At 70.3% G+C, this 14600-nt stretch carries 13 protein-coding genes and 1 riboswitch; of the genes, 11 read left to right on the top strand and 2 right to left on the bottom strand.

The window, feature by feature from the left end:
- Window positions 1-133 precede the first annotated feature (133 nt).
- A riboswitch (ZMP/ZTP riboswitch) is annotated at window positions 134-223 on the top strand.
- Between the two features lie 20 nt (window positions 224-243).
- Entirely contained in the window at window positions 244-1668 is a 1425-nt protein-coding gene (locus tag BC793_RS29325) for a glycine hydroxymethyltransferase (RefSeq protein ID WP_109598390.1), read from the top strand.
- A gap of 140 nt (window positions 1669-1808) precedes the next feature.
- Here the strand turns inward: BC793_RS29325 and BC793_RS29330 are convergent, their stop codons facing one another.
- Window positions 1809-2324 (bottom strand): metallophosphoesterase family protein, encoded by a 516-nt coding sequence (locus BC793_RS29330; protein WP_109598392.1) that lies wholly within the window; start codon window positions 2322-2324, stop codon window positions 1809-1811.
- Window positions 2325-2458: 134 nt separating this feature from the next.
- On the opposite strand from BC793_RS29330, the gene BC793_RS29335 reads away from it, so the two are divergent.
- The 10 genes from BC793_RS29335 to BC793_RS29380 all read left to right on the top strand — a co-directional run bounded on the left by BC793_RS29335 (window position 2459) and on the right by BC793_RS29380 (window position 13568).
- The gene (locus tag BC793_RS29335; protein ID WP_146246495.1) at window positions 2459-2743 is read left to right on the top strand and encodes a hypothetical protein; all 285 of its coding nucleotides are present in this window, start codon (window positions 2459-2461) and stop codon (window positions 2741-2743) included.
- 105 nt (window positions 2744-2848) lie between these two features.
- The gene (locus tag BC793_RS29340) at window positions 2849-3844 is read left to right on the top strand and encodes a substrate-binding domain-containing protein (protein WP_239170286.1); all 996 of its coding nucleotides are present in this window, start codon (window positions 2849-2851) and stop codon (window positions 3842-3844) included.
- Between the two features lie 2 nt (window positions 3845-3846).
- Window positions 3847-4863 carry an ABC transporter permease gene (locus BC793_RS29345; RefSeq protein WP_109598398.1) on the top strand — a complete coding sequence of 339 codons (1017 nt, stop codon included), beginning with the start codon at window positions 3847-3849 and terminating at the stop codon, window positions 4861-4863.
- 58 nt (window positions 4864-4921) lie between these two features.
- The gene (locus tag BC793_RS29350) at window positions 4922-5689 is read left to right on the top strand and encodes an ATP-binding cassette domain-containing protein (protein ID WP_109598399.1); all 768 of its coding nucleotides are present in this window, start codon (window positions 4922-4924) and stop codon (window positions 5687-5689) included.
- A 68-nt stretch (window positions 5690-5757) separates the two neighbouring features.
- Window positions 5758-7746 carry a putative bifunctional diguanylate cyclase/phosphodiesterase gene (locus BC793_RS29355; protein ID WP_275416241.1) on the top strand — a complete coding sequence of 663 codons (1989 nt, stop codon included), beginning with the start codon at window positions 5758-5760 and terminating at the stop codon, window positions 7744-7746.
- Entirely contained in the window at window positions 7743-8645 is a 903-nt protein-coding gene (locus tag BC793_RS29360) for an ABC transporter substrate-binding protein (RefSeq protein ID WP_109598403.1), read from the top strand. Before BC793_RS29355 ends, BC793_RS29360 begins: the two co-directional genes overlap by 4 nt.
- A 42-nt stretch (window positions 8646-8687) precedes the next feature.
- The gene (locus BC793_RS29365; protein WP_109598405.1) at window positions 8688-9335 is read left to right on the top strand and encodes a TetR/AcrR family transcriptional regulator; all 648 of its coding nucleotides are present in this window, start codon (window positions 8688-8690) and stop codon (window positions 9333-9335) included.
- On the top strand, window positions 9305-10207 hold the full coding sequence (locus BC793_RS29370) for an ABC transporter ATP-binding protein (RefSeq protein WP_109598407.1): 903 nt from the start codon (window positions 9305-9307) through the stop codon (window positions 10205-10207). Before BC793_RS29365 ends, BC793_RS29370 begins: the two co-directional genes overlap by 31 nt.
- A complete protein-coding gene (locus BC793_RS29375) occupies window positions 10204-11775 on the top strand; it encodes an ABC transporter permease (protein WP_109598409.1) in 1572 nt (523 codons plus the stop codon). Before BC793_RS29370 ends, BC793_RS29375 begins: the two co-directional genes overlap by 4 nt.
- A gap of 62 nt (window positions 11776-11837) precedes the next feature.
- Window positions 11838-13568, top strand: coding sequence for a putative bifunctional diguanylate cyclase/phosphodiesterase (locus tag BC793_RS29380; RefSeq protein ID WP_109598411.1), 1731 nt, complete (start codon window positions 11838-11840; stop codon window positions 13566-13568).
- Between the two features lie 41 nt (window positions 13569-13609).
- Here BC793_RS29380 and BC793_RS29385 read toward each other — a convergent pair whose 3' ends face one another.
- Window positions 13610-14584 (bottom strand): ABC transporter substrate-binding protein, encoded by a 975-nt coding sequence (locus BC793_RS29385; protein ID WP_239170287.1) that lies wholly within the window; start codon window positions 14582-14584, stop codon window positions 13610-13612.
- Window positions 14585-14600 lie beyond the last annotated feature (16 nt).

A 14600-nucleotide genomic window follows, 5' to 3' on the forward strand; every position in this document is an offset into this window, starting at 1 on the left:
GGTACTGCACTCGGGAGGGTGTGGGAGAGTAGGACGCCGCCGGACTCAACGTAAGGAAAGGCCCACCCGGGTAACGGGTGGGCCTTTTCTTTTTGCACCGGTGAGCGCCTCGGCGTACGCCGGCGGTATGCTGGGCCCGGGCCGTGACTGGCGCGTTCGGATGGTTGACCATCGGGGAGCGGCTCCGTCGAGATGACGTATGCCGTGCGCCTGGGCCTCTTCGCTACGTGATAGGGAGGTCCCATGCCTGAGTTGAACGCCGAGTCCATCGCTTTCCGCTCCGCCCTCGATGTGGTCCGGTCCGTCGAGCCGCGCATCGCTGACGCGATCGCGCAGGAGCTGACCGACCAGCGTGAGTCGCTGAAGCTGATCGCGAGTGAGAACTACGCTTCCCCGGCGGTCCTGCTCGCCATGGGTAACTGGCTCTCCGACAAGTATGCGGAGGGCACCGTCGGTCGCCGGTTCTACGCCGGCTGCCAGAACGTCGACATCGTCGAATCGGTGGCGGCCGAGCATGCCAAGGCTCTGTTCGGCGCGCCGTATGCGTATGTTCAGCCGCACTCCGGGATCGACGCCAACCTGGTCGCCTACTGGGCCATCCTGGCCGACCGGGTCGAGGTGCCGTATCTGAAGAAGTTCGAGAAGCGGCAGATCAACGACCTGACCGATGCCGAGTGGGCCGAGCTGCGGCAGGCGTTCGGCAACCAGCGGCTGCTCGGCATGTCCCTGGACGCCGGCGGTCACCTCACCCACGGCTTCCGCCCGAACATCTCCGGCAAGATGTTCGACCAGCGCAGCTACGGGGTGGACCCGGCGACCGGTCAGATCGACTACGCGGCCCTCCGGGAGAGTGCCAAGGAGTTCAAGCCCGCTGTGATCGTGGGCGGTTATTCGGCGTACCCCCGGAAGGTGAACTTCGCGAAGATGCGCGAGATCGCCGACGAGGTGGGCGCAACCTTCATGGTCGACATGGCGCACTTCGCCGGTCTGGTCGCGGGTGGCGTGTTCACCGGCGACTACAACCCGATCCCGCATGCGCACATCGTCACCACCACCACCCACAAGAGCCTGCGTGGCCCGCGTGGTGGCGCCGTCCTCTGCCAGCCGGAGCTCGCCCCGCAGGTGGACCGGGGTTGCCCGATGGTGCTCGGTGGCCCGCTGCCGCACGTGATGGCGGCCAAGGCGATCGCGTTCGCTGAGGCGCGCCGGCCGGAGTTCGCGACCTACGCCCAGCAGATCGTCGCGAACAGCCAGGCGCTGGCCGAGGGTCTGCTGAAGCGGGGTGTGCAGCTGGTCTCCGGCGGCACTGACAACCACCTGGTGCTGCTCGACGTGCACCCGTTCGGCATCACCGGGCGCCAGGCCGAGCAGGCCCTGCTGGACAGCGGCATCGTGACGAACCGGAACGCGATCCCGAACGACCCGAACGGTGCCTGGTACACGTCCGGCATCCGGGTCGGTACCCCGGCTCTGACCAGCCGCGGTCTCGGCGTCGCCGAGATGGACCAGATCGCCGACCTGATCCACACCGTGCTCGGGGCGACGACCCCGGCCGAGGGCTCGAAGGCGAAGTTCAACCTGGACCCGTCGCTCGCCGACCGGATCAGCAAGCAGGCCACCGAGCTGCTCGCCCCGTTCCCGCTCTACCCGTCCGTCGACCTCGGCTGACCCCGAACGCGGCTGGTTCCCACCGCTGTCTCGAGGTCGCTGAGACAGCGGTGGGAACCAGCCGGAAATCCACCGCGAACCCGCCGCCCGGCTGTCAGCCGGTCCCGGCGGGTTCGTGCCGTTCGGTGTGTCTGGCCTGTTCAGGGGCGTGTTGGCGGGCGCGGGGGCAATCGGTGGAGGGTGACGTCGTGGAGGGCCCCGGCGGTGATGTGGGCGCTCATGTACGTGTGGTCCGGCCGGCGTCGGCGGTCGGTGGGGGAGCCCGGGTTGAGCAGGCGCAGACCACTCGGGGCGGTGGTGTCCCACGGGATGTGGGAGTGGCCGAAGACGAGGACGTCGGTGTCGGGGAACAGGGCCGCACAGCGCTGCTCACGGCCGGTCGCCTGGCCGGTCTCGTGGATGACCGCGAGCCGTACCCCGTCGAGGTCGGCGTGGGCGATCTCGGGCAGGCGGGCCCGCAGTGCCGGCCCGTCGTTGTTGCCGTAGCAGGCGATCAGGCGCGCCGCCCGTGCCTCGAGCCGGTCGAGCAGGCCGACGTCGACCCAGTCGCCGGCGTGGACCACCACGTCGGCCTGGTCGATCGCGGTCCAGAGGACGGCCGGCAGGTCGCGGGCGCGCCGGGGGACGTGCGTGTCGCTGATCAGGACGAGCCGCATGCACTCGATGCTAATTGTCCGGTGAATGTTCGCATGGCTGTTCTCGCGAGCGGCGGAACCGGTTCCGGGGAAGGGTTTAGGGAACGCTGGATGATCCCGCGTGTCCGGCACCTACAGCTGGTACACGGCCATCGGTGCTTACGCATGAAGCGTGGGCGATGGGCCGCTACTGCTACTTCGACGTGAACCTGTCGATCCACGCGGACGGGGTTTCGAGGTTCCGGTCAAGTCGGGGGTCCGGTGGCAACGGCGTCATCGACAACGAGGTCAACACCACGGGCGGTCCGGTGCAGGGTATGGCGACCGTTCCGTCGTACGTCGTGAACTTCCCGCAGGTCGTTTTCGGACGGTCGCCGGTGCGCTCCGCGGGCGCATCGGCGACCGTCTCGCTATGTAACTCGATGGAAACTCGCTGTTGACACCCCGGTTGGCGTGGGCGTCTACTCCATGGCAACGGTGTCCATCGATGCCCGCCGGAGGTGGACGTGCGCCAGCGATCCAGATCCCTCATGGCCCTCGGATGCGTGACCCTGTTGATCGCGGGCACGGCCGCCTGTAACCGCGGTACCGGTGAGCCGGTGGTCGGCCTGATCACCAAGACGGACACCAATCCCTTCTTCGTCACGATGAAGGAGGGCGCGCAGGGCTCGGCCGGTACGGCCGGGGTCGACCTGCAGACCTTCGCCGGCCGTGTGGACGGCGACAACGAGGCCCAGGTGCTGGCGATCGAGAACCTGATCTCGTTCGGGGCGAAGGGCTTCCTGATCACGCCGAACGACTCCAAGGCCATCGTGCCCGCCATCGACCGGGCCCACGAGGCGGGGATGCTCGTCATCGCCCTGGACACACCGGTCGAGCCGGCCGACGCCGCGGATGCCACCTTCGCCACCGACAACTATCAGGCCGGGCGGCTGATCGGGCAGTGGGCGAAGGCGAAGTTCGACAAGGCCGGGACCCCCGCCCGGATCGCGATGCTCGACCTCAACGCCAACCAGGTCTCCGTGGACGTGCAGCGCGACCAGGGCTTCCTGGAGGGCTTCGGGGTGGACGTCGGCGACCCGGCCCGGATCGGCGACGAGAACGATCCACGGATCGCCGGGCACGACGTCACCGACGGCAACGAGGAGGGCGGGCGTACGGCGATGGAGAACCTGCTCCAGAAGGATCAGACGATCAATCTGGTCTACACCATCAACGAGCCCGCGGCGGCCGGGGCGTACGAGGCACTGAAAGCCGCCGGCCGTGAACGCGACGTCACGATCGTCTCGGTCGACGGCGGTTGCCCGGGCGTCGACAACGTCGCCGGCGGGGTGATCGGCGCGACCTCGATGCAGTTTCCGATCAAGATGGCCGAGCTGGGGGTCGCCGCGATCGCGGAGTACGCGAAGACCGGTGCCAAACCGCAGAACACCGCCGGCAAGAGCTTCGTCGACACCGGCGTGCAACTGATCACCGACGATCCGCAGGCCGGCGTGGAGGCGAAGGACTCCGCGTGGGGCAAGCAGAACTGCTGGGGGTGAGTATGACAACCACCACCGCCGCCGACTTCGAGGTGCGGCGTCAGGACTCGATGGGCAGGCGGCTTCAGCATCTGCTGCACGGCAACCCGGTTCTCGGCCCGCTCGCCGTCCTGGTCCTGGCGATCGTGGCGTTCTCGATCGTCAACGGCCGGTTCTTCTCGGCCGCCAACCTGTCGCTGGTGCTGCTTCAGGTGACCGTAATCGCGATGCTGGCGCTGGGTCAGACGCTGATCATCCTGACCGCCGGCATCGACCTGTCGGCCGGCGCGATCGCGGTGTTCTCGTCGATGCTGATGGCGCTCTTCGCCACCGACGCGGGAGTGCCGGCGCCGCTCGCGCTGCTGCTCGGGTTCGCCTGCGGCACGGCGATGGGTGCGCTCAACGGCCTGCTGGTGACCCGGATCAAGCTGCCACCCTTCATCGTCACGCTGGGCACCCTGACGATCTTCTTCTCGCTGAACGCGGTGGTCAGCAACAGCGAGACGGTCCGTGGCGCGGACATGCCCGCCCTGATGACGTGGACGGGTGACGCGATCCCGATCGGGTCGTTCCGGCTCAGCTACGGGTCGATCATCATGCTGCTGCTGTTCGGGTTCTTCGCGTACGCGCTGAGCTCGACGGCCTGGGGCAAGCACGTCTACGCGACCGGTGACGACATCGAGGCGGCCCGGCTCGCCGGTATCCGGACCGGGCGGGTGCTGTTCTCGGTCTACACGACGGCCGGCCTGCTCTACGCGGTCGCCGGCTGGATCCTGATCGGGCGGCTCGCGTCGGCCAGCCCCAACGTCGGCACCGAGTACAACCTGGACTCGATCACCGCGGTCGTGCTCGGCGGCACCAGTCTCTTCGGTGGCCGGGGCGGGGTGATCGGCACGCTGGTCGGCGCGCTGATCGTGGGCGTCTTCCGCAACGGCCTGCAACTGGCCGGCGTCGAGGTGGTCTGGCAGGGCTTCGCGATCGGCCTGCTGGTGCTGGTCGCGGTCTCGATCGACCAGTGGATCAGAAAGGTCAAGTCATGACCGACTGCACCGCAGCGCAGCAAGGGCCGGGCGGGCATGGCGAGGGGGTGCTGCTCCGATGACCACTCCGGTGCTGGAGGCGAAGGGCCTCACCAAACGGTACGGCCGGGTCGTCGCGATCGACGGCAGTGACCTGGAGTTGCTGCCCGGCGAGATTCTGGCGGTCATCGGTGACAACGGCGCGGGCAAGTCGAGCCTGATCAAGGCGCTCTCCGGCGCGATCGTCCCGGACGCCGGGGAGATCCGGCTGGACGGCGAGCCGGTGCACTTCCGCAATCCGATGGACGCCCGGTCCGCGGGTATCGAAACCGTCTATCAGACTCTCGCGGTCGCGCCCGGCCTGGACATCGCCGACAACCTGTTCCTCGGCCGGGAGCAGCGCCGTCCCGGTGTGCTGGGATCGGTCTTCCGCATGCTGGACCGCAAGACGATGCGGTCCGAGGCGGCCCGGCACATGAGTGAGCTCGGTGTCGGCACCCTGCAGAACATCGGCCAGGCGGTGGAGTCGCTCTCCGGTGGTCAGCGGCAGGCGGTCGCGGTGGCCCGGTCGGCGGCCTTCGGCAGCAAGGTGGTGATCCTGGACGAGCCGACCGCCGCGCTCGGGGTGAAGGAGAGCAACCGGGTCCTCCAGCTGATCCGCGACGTCCGGGACCGGGGCCTGCCGGTCATCCTGATCAGCCACAACATGCCGCACGTCTTCGAGATCGCGGACCGGATCCACATTCAGCGCCTCGGCCGTCGGATCGCGGTGATCACGCCGGGATCCCACTCGATGTCCGACGCGGTGGCGATCATGACGGGAGCGGCGCCGCCGCCGGAGGGCTAGTTTTCCTCAACCGATCCGGGACCGCGTCGATCTGGGTCGACATGTGGTTACGCCGGGCACGTCCGCGAGTGCGGAGCACCTCGCGGCTGTTCGCGACCTTCGCGGCGGCCAGTCTCGTTCCGGTGGTCACCCTGGGTGCGCTGGTGGTGCAGGACTACCGGCGGGACGCGGCCGAACAGGGCCGGGCGCAGGGCCTGGCCCAGGCCGACGTCATCGCGCAGATGGTGGTCGCGCCCGCGCTGAACAGCGGTGAGCCGCACACTCTCGGGGGCGATCTGAGCCGGCGGGGCCTGACCGCCGAGCAGTACGACCGGATGCGCGAGTCCACCGGCCTGGCCGTGTACCGGGGGTCGGTGCAGCACCTGCGGTTGCGTGGCTTCACCGGCCGGGTGATCTTCGCGGACGACGGTTCGACGAGCAACGGCGTGCCCGCCTCCGACCCGGACTTCCAGGCGGCGGTGCAGGGCCATCCGCGGGCGAAGGTGATCACCGGGCGTACGCAGACGATCCGGGTGGTGCAGCCGCTGTTCGCCGGGGCGACCGGTCAGTCGGTCGGTGTGCTCGAGGTGTATCTGCCGTACCAGCCGATCGCCGACCGCCTGGACCACCAGGTGACCCAGACCGTCCGGCGCATCGGCGGCGGTCTCGCCGTCCTCTATCTGGTGCTGGCGCTGCTGGCCTGGTGGACCACCCGATCGCTGCGGCGCTACGCCGCGGATCAGCGGCACAGTGCCCTGCACGACGCGCTGACCGGGCTGCCGAACCGGCTCGCGTTCCGGACCTGGGCGGACGACGTCCTGGAGCGGGCGCGGCGGGACGGTGCGCCGGGTGCCGTGGTGCTCGTCGACCTCAACCGGTTCAAGGAGGTCAACGACACCCTGGGGCACCACGCCGGGGACGAACTGCTGCGGGAGGTCTCCGAGCGGTTCCGGGCCGGCCTGGGCCCGCACGACATCCTGTCCCGGCTCGGTGGTGACGAGTTCGCCCTGATGCTGCCGGGTCGCACCGGCCCGGAGACGGTGGCCCTGCTGGAGGAGGTCCGGGATCGGCTGGCCGCCGAGATGGTGCTGGACGGTGTGCCGTTGAGCATCGAGGCGAGCTTCGGCATCGCCCTCTACCCGGAGCACGGCGTCAGTCTGCAGGAGCTGAAGCAGCACGCGGACGTCGCGATGTACCAGGGCAAGCGGGGCACCGCCGACATCGTCGTCTACTCCGGTGACGGGATCTCCCACTCGCAGCAGTGGCTGGTGGTGCAGGCCGAGCTGCGGCACGCCCTGGAACGCGACGAACTGGTCCTGCACTACCAGCCGAAGGTCGGCCTGCCGGACGGCGAGGTGACCGCGCTGGAGGCCCTGGTGCGCTGGCAGCACCCGGAACGCGGGCTGCTGCCGCCGGGTGACTTCCTGCCGGCCGCCGAGCACTCCGGGCTGATCGTCCCGCTCACCGAGTGGGTGCTGCGCCGGGCGCTGACCGACCGGCTGGGCTGGACCGCGGCCGGACAGTCGTGGGCGGTGTCGGTGAACGTGTCGGTACGCAACCTGGAGGTGGCCGGGTTCCCGGACCTGGTGGCCGAGCTGCTGGCCGGGACCGGCACCCCGGCGGACCGTCTGGTGCTGGAGGTGACCGAGACCGCGCTGGCCGGTGACGTCGACACGGTGGAACGTGTGCTCGCCCGGGTGGCGGCGCTCGGCGTCGGCCTCTCGGTCGACGACTTCGGTGCCGGGTTCACCAGCCTGTCCCACCTGCGCGGGCAGCCGGTCGCCGAGATCAAGATCGACCGGAAGTTCGTCGCGGACGTGGCGCACGACCCGCAGAGCCGGGCGATCGTCCGGTCGGTGATCGAGCTGGCGCACGCGCTGGGCAGCCGGGCCACCGCCGAGGGCGTCGAGACGGCCGAGGTCTACCGCTGGCTGATCGAGGCCGGCTGTGACGAGGCGCAGGGTTACCTGATCGGCCGGCCCGTGCCGTGGCCGCAGGTCGATCCGGCGATGTTCGCAGTGCCGGGAGCAGTGTCCGAAGAAGTATCCGCCACCATGATCGAAGGACTACCTCGATGATCTTCCTACGCCGTGCCGCGGCCGCCGCCGGGATCGCGCTCGCCCTCGCGGCGGGTGGCTGTACCGGGGGCGAGAACGCCGTCGTCGCGGCCGGGGCGGTGGACGAGGTCGGCGCCGTGGCCATGGACGCGGCGCTGCACGCGAAGCTGCCCGAGGCCGTCCGGACGCGGGGATTCGTGCGCCTGGTGACCGACGCCAGTTACGCGCCGATGGAGTATTTCGCCGCCGACGGGCGCACCATCATCGGGTTCGAGCCCGATCTGGCGGCCGCGCTCGGGCAGGTGCTCGGGGTCCGGGTCGAGATGGTGGTCGGCGTCTTCAACACGGCGCTGGACGAGGTCTCGGCCGGCACGTACGACGGGGTGCTCTCGTCGATGACCGACACCGAGGACCGGCGGGACAAGGCGGACTTCGTCAACTACTTCTCCACCGGCACGTCGATCCTGGTGCAGCGCGGGAACCCGAAGGGGATCGCCGGCCTCGACGATCTCTGCGGGCACGCGGTGGCCACCGAGAAGGGCACCTACCAGGAGACGATGCTGGTGCAGGCGGCGAAGAAGTGCGGGACCGCCCCGCTCCGGATCATCAGCCTGCCGACGAACGCCGACGCCCTGGTGGAGCTCCGGCTCGGCCGCGTGGTGGCGGCGCTGCAGGACTATCCGCCCGCGTCGTACCTGGCCAGCGACGAACGGACCAGTGCCTTCTTCCAGCTGGCCTCGAACGAGCAGTACGAGCCCGGCCTCTTCGGGATCGCGGTCGACAGGAGGAACGCCGCACTGCGGGACTGTCTGCGTGACGCGCTCCAGCGGCTCATCGACTCCGGCACGTACGGCGATCTGCTGGCCCGTTGGGAGTTGACCGCCAGCGGAGTCACCAAGGCGACAGTGAACGGCATATAGACGACGATGCTCGGCTACACACGCGTGTAGTACGCTACACGTGTGAGTAGTGACAGCGACCTGACCGCACGGGCCCGGATCCGGGACGCCGCGATCGCGCTCTTCACCGAGCGCGGCATCGCGGGTGCCACGATCCGCGACATCGCCCAGGCCGCCGGTGTCTCCTCCGGCCTGCTGCGGCACCACTTCGGGTCGAAGGAGGGTCTGCGCGACGCCTGCGACGAGTGGGCGATGGGCCAGATCGCGCAGATCCAGATGCGGTTCACCGACAACCAGGCGGTCGGCGCCCTGGCCCCCGAGGCCATGGCCCTGCAGCAATACCTGGTGCGCTCCCTGATGGACGGTTCCCCCCGGGGCTCGGCCATGTTCACGCAGGCGGTGGTGCACGGGGAGCGCTGGGTGGAGGCCGCCGGGCTGGACGCGTCCGACCCTCGGGCGTTCGCGGCCGTGCTCGGCGCCATGAAGATGGGCATGTTCCTGATGCGCGACCAGCTCTCCGCCGTGCTCGGGCAGGACGTCGGCGAGATGCCCGGCTATCTGCGCATGATCCGCGCGTCCGTGGAGATCTTCACCCAGCCGCTACTCACCCCGGAGCAGGCCGACCAGGCTCGTAAGGAGCTGGATCGGCTTGAGGATTCTCTGATCGGAGAGAAGGGGTCATGGCGGATGCCATCGATGTCGAAGGACTGATCAAACGGTTCGGGGCGGTCACCGCTCTGGACGGGCTGGACCTGCGGGTCGCGACCGGGGAGGTGCACGGTTTCCTCGGGCCGAACGGGGCCGGCAAGACCACCACCATCCGCGTGCTCCTGGGGCTGATGCGGGCCGACGGCGGCACGGCGCGGCTGCTCGGCGGCGATCCCTGGGCCGACGCCACAGCGCTGCACCGCCGGCTCGCCTACGTCCCGGGCGACGTCACGTTCTGGCCCAGCCTGACCGGCGGCGAGGTCATCGACCTGCTCGGCCGGCTGCGCGGCGGCGTCGACCGCAAACGGCGCGACGACCTGGTCGAGCGATTCGAGCTGGATCCGCGCAAGAAGGGCCGCGCCTACTCCAAGGGCAACCGGCAGAAGGTGGCGCTGGTCGCCGCACTGGCCTCCGATGTGGAGCTGCTGATCCTCGACGAGCCGACCTCCGGGCTGGACCCGCTGATGGAGGAGGTCTTCCGGGAGGTGATCCTCGAGGAGAAGAGGCGCGGTGACCGTACGGTTCTGCTGTCCAGCCACATCCTCTCCGAGGTCGAGGCGCTGTGTGACCGCCTGACCATCATCCGGGCCGGCCGGGCGGTGGAGACCGGCACCCTGGCCGACCTGCGCCACCTGACCCGCACCACGATCCGCGCCGAGCTGACCGGTCCGGTGAACGGGCTCGCCGCCATCGCCGGGGTGCACGACCTGAAGACCGAGGACGGACGGGTGGCCTTCGACGTCGACGCCGAGGCTCTCGAGCCGGCTCTGAAGTCGCTGGTCGAGGCCGGGGTGCGCAGTCTGGTCAGTCAGCCGCCGTCGCTGGAGGAGCTGTTCCTGCGGCACTACGCCCGGGACACCGAGGCCGCCCGATGACCGGGACGACCGGCCTGCTCCGGCTGGTGCTGCGCCGCGACCGGATCATCATGCCGCTCTGGGTGCTGCTGTTCGGTGTCCTGCCGTATGTCTACGTCAGTGGCTTCGACACCCTGTTCGGCACCGTGCAGGAACGGATCCACTACGCGCAGATCAGCGCCGCCAACGCCGGTTTCGTCGGCCTCTACGGCCCACTGCACGGCGACAGCCTCGGTGAGCTGACCGTGTGGCGGGGTGGATTCCTGCCGGTGATGATCGGTCTCGCCGCGCTGCTCACGGTCATCCGGCACACCCGGGCCGACGAGGAGGCCGGGCGCACCGAGCTGGTCCGGGCCGGCGTGGTCGGCCGGTTCGCGCCGCTGGCCGCCGCGGTGCTGGCCACGGTTCTGGCGTGCCTGGTGATCGGCGTGCTCGTGGCGGTCACCCTGATCGGCCACGGGCTGCCGGCCGGGGGTTCGGTGGCGCTGGGCGCGTCCTACGCGGTCAGCGGCTGGCTCTTCGCCGGGGTCGGTGCGGTCGCGGCGCAGCTCGGCGACAGCGGCCGCGGGGCCCGTGCGATCGCGGTGCTGGTCCTCGGCGTGTCCTATGTGCTGCGCATGGGCGGCGACATCTCGGCGCTCGGTGGTGGCCGGCTGGACTGGATGTCCTGGCTGTCGCCGATCGGCTGGATCCACCGGGTCTTCCCGTTCGGGGCGGACGACTGGTGGCCGATGGTGCCGGCAGTCGTCGGCACGTCGGCCACGGTGGGTGTCGCGGCGTACCTGCTGACGCGCCGCGACCTCGGTGGCGGCCTGCTCGCCGGACGGCTCGGGCCGGCCAGGGCGGCGGGGTCCCTGCGGTCACCGATCGCTCTGGCCTGGCGGCTGCATCGCGGCCTGCTGATCGGCTGGACGGCCGGGTTCGCGGCGCTGGGCCTGGTCTTCGGTGGGGTGAGTACCAGCGTGGCCCAGATCGCCGCGGATTCCAGCGCGATGAGCAGGATCTTCAGCCAGCTCGGCGGGAGTGATTCGATCATGGACGCCTACTTCGCCTCCATCGCACAGACCTGCGCGCTGATCATCTCGTGCTACGCCGTGCAGGCCGCGCTGCGGATCCGCGACGAGGAGCAGAGCGGGCACGCCGAGGCGATGCTGAGCACCGACGTGAGCCGGTGGGCGTGGAGTGCGAGCCACCTGCTCTTCGCCCTGCTCGGCCCGGCGGTGGCGCTGCTCGCCGAGGGGGTGGTCGCCGGGCTGGTGCACGGCGATCCGGGTCCGGTGGTGGCGTCCTCGCTGGCCCAGCTGCCGGCCGTCTGGGTGCTGGCCGGGGTGACGACGCTGCTGATCGGGGTGGCGCCGAAACTGGCCGCGGCCGCATGGGCGGTCGTCGCCGCGGCGCTGCTGATCCTGATGGTGGGGCCGCTGCTGGAGGTCGATCAGTGGGTGCTCGACCTGTCCCCGTTCACCCATGTCCCGCACCTGCCCGGTGCGAGCTTCACGGTCGTACCCCTCCTGGTGCTGACCTTGATCGCCGCCGCACTGGGCGGCGCCGGCCTGATCGCCCTGCGCCGTCGCGACGTCCCCGTGTAGCAATCCGGTGCGACCTGGCCGAAAGGTCAGGTCGCCGCCCGGGGAACCGACTGAGGACTGGCGTGAACGCGAGCACATCCATCGGCCGGACCGGACCACGGATCCGCTGGGGCCGCCTGCTGGCCCGCCGGGCGACCGCCCGGGTCGCCGTGGCCGGCACCGCCGTCGGCATCGTCACCCTGGCCGTCACGGCCGTGCTCGCCGTCGCCGGCACCACGGAGGCGACCCGGGAGGTCCGCCGCGCCCACAAGGTCGTCCAGGCGCTGACCGACAACCCGGTGCCGGTCGGCGCCCAGGACGCCGTGCTGCGGGAATACCTGGCGAGCGGCGGCGCCGACGACCTGGCCGCCGTCGACAGCCGGGCCGGTGTGCTCCGGACGGTGGCCCAGGTGACCGCCCCGACCGTCTCGGTGCTGTTCGCGGTGTGCGTCCTCGTGCTCGGCGGCTACCGGCGCCGGGCCGAGCGGCAGGCCGCGCGGCGCCTGCACGAGGCCACCCACGACCCGCTGACCGGACTCGGCAACCGCGCCATGCTGCACGACGAACTCGACGTCGCGGTCCGCCACGGCGAGGAGACCGGCGAACCGTTCAGCCTGCTTCTCATCGACCTCGACCGGTTCAAGGAGGTCAACGACACCCTCGGCCACCACGTCGGTGACGAACTGCTGGTCGAGGTGGCACAGCGTCTCGATCACGGCTGCCGGGGCGGCGACATCGTGGTACGCCTCGGCGGCGACGAGTTCGCTCTGGTCATGCCGACCACACCGGACCAGCCCGAGGCGGTGGAGGCCGGCCATCGGATCCTGGAGTCGCTGCGCCGGCCGGTCCGGCTCAACGGCCTGTCGGTCGACATCGACGCGAGCATCGGTGTGGCCGTCTACCCCCGCGACGGTGTGGACGCCGCAGCGCTGCTCCAGCACGCCGACGTCGCGATGTATGCGGCGAAGCGCCGGCACGGCGGGGTCACCGGCTATGACGCGTCGCTGGACGAGGGCGACGCGAGCCGGCTGAGCCTGCAGAGCGAACTCCGGCAGGGCATCGAGCGCGGCGAACTCGTCGTCTTCTACCAGCCCAAAGTGGACGTGGCCACCCGGATGCCGTGCGGTGCCGAGGCCCTGGTGCGCTGGCAGCACCCGGAGCGCGGGCTGCTCGCGCCGGACGTCTTCATCCCGCTGGCCGAGGAGACCGGCCTGATCGATCTGATCACCGCGGAGGTGCTGGACCAGGCGCTGGCGCAGATCGCCCGCTGGGCGGAGCTGCACCACGAACTGCCGGTGTCGGTGAACATCCCGGCCCGTTCACTGTCCGACGCCACCTTCCCGGCGACGGTCGCGGCCGCGCTGGACCGCCACCGGGTACGCCCCGAACTGCTCACCCTGGAGATCACCGAGAGCGCCGTGATCGCCGACATGATGCGCGCCGGAGAGGTCCTGGGCGGGCTGCGCGAGCAGGGCGTCAACATCTCGATCGACGACTTCGGCACCGGATACTCCTCGATCGCGCACCTGCGGGACATGCCGCCGCACGAACTCAAGATCGACCGGAGTTTCGTGATGAAGATGTGCGAGAACAGCCGGGACGAGACCATCGTGCGGGCGGTCGTCGACCTGGCCCGGAACCTGCGGCTGCGGGTCGTCGCCGAGGGGGTCGAGACCGAGTCGGCGTTGCAGGCGCTGGATGAGCTGGGCTGCCACGAGGCGCAGGGCTACCACATCAGCCGTCCGCTGCCGGCCGCCGACCTGACCGCCTGGCTGGCCGGAGCCGCATCCGGAACGGCGGTGGGCGCGGTCTGAGGCGCCCGCCGTCCCGCCCGTGCGGGACGGCCGGCGAACTCTCAGTACTGCCGGTTGTGCAGGACCGCTTTTGCGGCTTCGCGGTCGAAGGCGGTCTCGTCCACGACCACCCGCCGCGGAACGGTCTGCCCGGTCGTCACCTTGCCGACCAGCTCCATCAGCTGCGAGCCCAGCAGCGGGTTGCACTCGACGACGTAGTTCAGCCGGCCCTCGGCCAGCGCGGCCAGACCGTCCCGGCTCGCGTCCACGGTGATGATCTTGATATCCGTGCCGGGCCGTTTCCCGGCGGCCTCGATCGCCTCGACCGCGCCGAGGCCCTCGTCGTCGTTGTGCGCGAAGACCGCATCGATGCCGGTGTGCGCGGCCAGGAAGCCGGCCATCACCTGCTCACCCTGCGCCCGGGTGAAGTCGCCGTCCCCCGAGCCGATCACCTGAAGGTCGCGATCGGCCTTGATCGCCTCGGCGAAACCGGCCCGTCGCTGGTTGGCCGGTGCGGACCCGGCGGTGCCCTCGATCTCGACGATCCGGACCCGACCGTGGCGGTCCCGATAGTGCTCGACCAGCCACTCGCCGGCCTTGCGCCCCTCGGCGGTGAAGTCCGAACCCAGCATCGTGACGAACAGCGAGGTGTCGGTGGTGTCCACCATCCGGTCGGTCACGATCACCGGGATGCCGGCGTCCCTGGCCTCCTGAAGGAGCGTGTCCCAGCCGGTCTCCACCACCGGGGAGAAGGCGATGACGTCGACGTCGGCGCTGATGAACTCGCGGATGGCGGCCGCCTGGTTCTCCTGCTTCCCGTCGGCGATCCGCAGGTCCAGCCGTACGCCCGCGTTCGTGGCCGCGTGCTCGATCGATCGGGTGTTCGCCAACCGCCAGGCGCTCTCCGTGCCGACCTGGGAGAACCCGAGGCGGACGCCGTCCTGCCCGGCTCCCCCGGGGGCGGCGTCCTCGCCGCCCCCGCAGGCCGTCACCAGGCCGACGAGAAGCAGGGCCAGGAGTGTCGGCGCTCTTCGCACTTCCACAACGTATTAC

Source organism: Actinoplanes xinjiangensis, from assembly GCF_003148685.1.
GTDB lineage: Bacteria > Actinomycetota > Actinomycetes > Mycobacteriales > Micromonosporaceae > Actinoplanes > Actinoplanes xinjiangensis.